Below are 4,029 nucleotides of genomic sequence, written 5' to 3' on the forward strand. Positions count from 1 at the left end.
GAATAGTACTGAAAGTGAATTCTTTGCGACAGCAGCGTAATTTGGGTTTTACGGCAAAATCACCCCGATGGGCCATTGCATACAAGTTTCAGGCCGAACAGGCACTTACCCGTTTGAACAAGGTGACCTATCAAGTGGGAAGAACAGGTGCTGTGACTCCGGTGGCCAATCTGGATCCCGTACAGCTATCCGGAACCGTGGTAAAGCGTGCTTCGCTCCATAATGCAGACATCATAGAAGGGCTGGATTTGCATATCGGCGATATGGTTTATGTAGAAAAAGGGGGCGAGATTATTCCAAAAATTGTAGGTGTGGACAAGAACGCCCGTATTATGATAGGTGATAAAGTAAAGTTTATTACTTATTGCCCCGAGTGTGGCAGTAAATTGGTGCGCTATGAAGGTGAAGCTGCTTATTATTGTACCAATGATGCCGCTTGCCCCCCACAGATCAAGGGAAAAATAGAACATTTTATCAGCCGTAGGGCTATGGATATTGATGGACTCGGTCCGGAAACGGTAGATCAGTTTTACCAGGAAGGATTGATACGTGATGTTGCCGATCTGTATACTTTAAAAACATCGGATATCATCAACCTGGAACGTATGGGAGAAAAATCCGCTGAGAATATAATAAAAGGTATAGAGCAGTCCAAAGAAGTGCCGTTTGAAAGGGTGCTCTTTGCATTGGGTATCCGTTTTGTGGGTGAAACTGTGGCGAAGAAGGTGGCGAAATCCTTTAAGTCGATGGATGCTTTGGCAGACGCGAGTTTAGATGATTTGATTCATGTCGATGAAATCGGAGAAAAAATAGCACAGAGTATCTTGTTGTACTTTGCTAATCCGAAGAATCGTGACATTATAGAGCGTCTTCGTGTGGCGGGTGTGAGATTGGAAGCTGATGAGGAGGATACTTCGGGACACACTGACAAATTGGCAGGGAAATCTATTGTGATTAGTGGGGTTTTCGCCCATCATTCGCGTGACGAATATAAGGAGTTAATTGAAAAGCATGGTGGTAAGAATGTGGGAAGTATTTCGTCCAAGACCAGCTTTGTTTTGGCGGGTGACAATATGGGACCCAGTAAACTGGAGCAAGCGCAGAAACTGGGTGTGACCATTGTGAGCGAAGAGGAGTTTCTGCAAATGATAGAGTGACTTTTTAGCGAGTATAAACTAAAAATAGTGTGATTTTTATCGCTAAAAGAGAAAATATTCGTACTTTTGTAGGCTATTAAATAAGAATTTATAATTCATTTATGATACAGACAAGATTAAAAGGCATGGGAGTAGCGTTGATTACTCCTTTCAAGGAAGATGACAGCGTTGATTATGATGCGTTACTTCGTCTGGTTGATTACCAGCTTCAAAATGGAACAGATTTTTTGTGCGTGTTGGGAACCACGGCTGAAACCCCGACTTTGACTAAAGAAGAAAAAGACAAGATAAAACGTTTGATAATCGAAAGAGTGAATGGACGTATCCCTATTCTGCTGGGAGTTAGCAGCAACTGTACCCGTGCTGTTGTGGAAACGCTGAAAAATGATGATATGACAGGAGTTGATGCCGTACTTGTTGCTGTACCTTATTATAACAAACCTTCCCAGGAAGGTATTTACCAACACTATAAAGCGATTGCTGAAGCGACGGATCTTCCTGTGGTTCTTTATAATGTACCGGGACGTACCGGTGTGAACATGACTGCTGAGACCACCTTGCGTCTGGCACGCGATTTCAAGAATATTATCGCTATCAAGGAGGCATCGGGTAATATTACTCAGATGGATGATATCATCAAGAATAAACCGGCTAATTTTGATGTGATTTCGGGTGATGATGGTATTACATTTCCTTTGATTACTTTGGGTGCTGTAGGGGTTATCTCGGTTATCGGTAATGCATTTCCGCGTGAATTCAGTCGTATGACTCGTTTGGCATTACAGGGTGATTTTGCAAATGCATTGACTATTCATCATAGGTTTACGGAATTATTCAGCCTGTTGTTCGTAGATGGTAATCCTGCCGGGGTGAAGGCTATGTTGAATGTAATGGGGCTGATTGAAAATAAATTACGTTTGCCGCTTGTACCGACTCGTATCACAACATTTGAAAAGATGCGTGCTATTTTGGATGAATTGAAAATTAAATGCTGATAAAGGAATTTTTTTAATTAGATAAGACTGGTGTTTCGTCATTAAAAACACCAGTCTTTTTTTATGCCTGTCTGTTCGTTCTTTGATATATTATACCTGTAAGATTCTATATCTTTCACGCGTAACATTACTAATCTTTCACCTGATACATTAGTAACGTGTTACCCGACACGTTACTAACCTGTCGGTCTGTATGTTAGTAACCTTTGAAACGCCTTGTTTTTTAAAAAAGAACAAGCGCTTGTTTAAAGATGAACTGTTCTTTTCAGGTGTGTGAGAAGTTGTGTTGGTCGTCATTGTTTCGTTGGAGAAGGTGTAGGCGTGATTGAGGATAATTTCAATGCTTCCAAGAAGCGTTCCCAAGTTCTTCTAAACCATAATGCTTCTTTTTTATATGCTGCAAAGATATAAGAACGGAAAAATGGTAGACCTGTAGAAGCGCGGAGGTGCTTAACAGGGGATTTTCCCCCAAGAATTACAACTGAGCCATTTAAATTTAAAAAAAGAGAGAAAATACAAGAAAAGACCATCAGAAAAGATGGCCTTCTTTGTGATCGCGACAGGATTCAAACCTGTAACCGGCTGATCCGTAGTCAGCTACTCTATTCAGTTGAGCTACGCGACCATTGCAAAACTAATCGAACTTCTTTTGGTAGTGACCGCGACAGGATTCAAACCTGTAACCGGCTGATCCGTAGTCAGCTACTCTATTCAGTTGAGCTACGCGGCCATTATTTATTGTTCTTTTGTTTTAACGGGTGCAAAGATACGGACTTTTTTTGAAAATGCAAGCGTTTTACTAAAACTTTTTTCTAAAAATTATTCGATGAAACGGGAGTTAAACAACTGCCAGCCCAGTGTTAAACCTACATTCCAATCGTTAGACGGTGAACTATAGTGGTTTACATAAGCACTGATAGAACCGAACGATAATTGAAAAACTAATGAGATTTCTCCAAGATATTCGAATTTTGTGAAAGCTTTCCCGTAATATGCTTGTCCATATTCATCTTTCTTGATAGGAAAGATGGGTACAAATCCATAAAATTCTCCGCGTAATTGAAAAGACTCGCTTAACTGGTAGATGGGCATGGCGCCGACTCCGGCATATTGATTAGCACGGAAAGCCTCATTATAGGTTACTTTGCTATGGGCTGTCGGAGTGAATTCTCCTGCCTGCATTAATGTAGCCGTATAATTATTGGAGAAATTTCGGGATGAGTAATACGCCTCTAGATACGCTCCCAAGGTAAACTTAGGACTTACCTTATGGTATGTTTCGTTCTGATATGAAACTTGAAGCCAGGATTGTACCTTTTTATAAGGTTCCGGTGTGTCTTTAGTCACTTTGGATGCACCTGATCTGAAATGTTCTGTGCCGGTGAAAATTTGTGCAGCCATTTTTTCACGACTTCCTTGTGTGGCAAACTGGCGGGCATTCAAGGTGCTTCCTTCCAATACGATAGAGCCTCCGAAGATAGAATAAGTGCTTTTATCATGTTTTGTCTCGCTGAAGTCGATGATATTGGTTTGGAAGTACCTGTCTTCCATACGGGCTATACCTACACCGAATTCAGCTTTCTTACGGCTTAGAAACGGTAATGACACCTTCAATTTTACAAACTCTTCTCTTTTCTTGTTGAAAGCCGGATTGTCTTTATTGGAAAAGAATTTGGCTTCTTTGAAATAATCGAAGGTAGAGATCGAGGCTATGAATTTATAAGATGTAGGCAGCTTGGTTGGAAAATCAATTCGTGCTGCAAGTTGCACATTATTGTAGACCCGACCTAACTGTCCGTCAAAATTAAATTCTTTTGAATAATAGTTCAAGTTTTGATAGGAAGCACCAAAATAGACTTGATTGGAGCCACTGGAAG

2 protein-coding genes, 2 tRNA genes and 1 pseudogene are annotated in these 4,029 nt (G+C 40.9%); 2 read left to right on the plus strand and 3 right to left on the minus strand.

Translation table 11 applies throughout. The features are described 5' to 3' along the window. On the plus strand, positions 1-1,157 hold a 1,157-nt coding region (gene ligA / locus AB5935_RS23750), incomplete at its 5' end, for an NAD-dependent DNA ligase LigA (RefSeq protein WP_368327641.1). 101 nt (positions 1,158-1,258) lie between these two features. Next, the gene (gene dapA / locus AB5935_RS23755; RefSeq protein ID WP_007835384.1) at positions 1,259-2,152 is read left to right on the plus strand and encodes a 4-hydroxy-tetrahydrodipicolinate synthase; all 894 of its coding nucleotides are present in this window, start codon (positions 1,259-1,261) and stop codon (positions 2,150-2,152) included. Between the two features lie 551 nt (positions 2,153-2,703). Here dapA and AB5935_RS23760 read toward each other — a convergent pair. The 3 genes and pseudogenes from AB5935_RS23760 to AB5935_RS23770 form a co-directional block, all read right to left on the minus strand. Next, a tRNA-Arg gene (locus AB5935_RS23760) sits at positions 2,704-2,777 on the minus strand. Between the two features lie 31 nt (positions 2,778-2,808). Then, positions 2,809-2,882, minus strand: a tRNA-Arg gene (locus AB5935_RS23765). A gap of 89 nt (positions 2,883-2,971) precedes the next feature. Continuing rightward, positions 2,972-4,029 (minus strand): annotated as a pseudogene (locus tag AB5935_RS23770) (patatin); the annotation flags it as partial.

The sequence above is a fragment of the Phocaeicola sp. RTP21198st1_B8_RTP21198_201120 genome (assembly GCF_040929485.1).
GTDB lineage: Bacteria > Bacteroidota > Bacteroidia > Bacteroidales > Bacteroidaceae > Phocaeicola > Phocaeicola dorei.

Bases quoted from the DNA above. Each gene is read 5' to 3' on its own strand.
- dapA (WP_007835384.1), top strand. From the start codon at position 1,259: ATGATACAGACAAGATTAAAAGGCATGGGAGTAGCGTTGATTACTCCT.